This is a genomic window from Staphylococcus pseudoxylosus (assembly GCF_003697915.1).
In the GTDB taxonomy this organism is placed as follows: Bacteria; Bacillota; Bacilli; order Staphylococcales; family Staphylococcaceae; genus Staphylococcus; species Staphylococcus pseudoxylosus.
The window spans coordinates 1-226 of record NZ_RCVN01000101.1; the positions used below are offsets into that span (position 1 = coordinate 1).

Sequence of the window (226 nt, forward strand, 5' to 3'; positions counted from 1 at the left end):
GATTGTTTAATATTTTCTTGCTTAATTGCTTCTCGAATTTCCTTTTTTCGTTCTTCACTTGGGCCACTCAATAATTTTCCATTATCATACTTGATAGATTTCATATCATTTATTTTGTTATTAAAAGGTATTGGAGGAGTATCACCCAAATCATTAATGTATCTAATAAGCGCTTCTCGTATATGAGCAGTTTTTGTACCTTTAGGAACGTTTTCTAAAAAATCAA

The 226-nt window shown here is 29.6% G+C and carries 1 pseudogene; it reads right to left on the minus strand.

Annotated elements, in window-relative coordinates:
* A pseudogene (locus D9V42_RS15515) lies at window positions 1-226 on the minus strand (hypothetical protein); the annotation flags it as partial.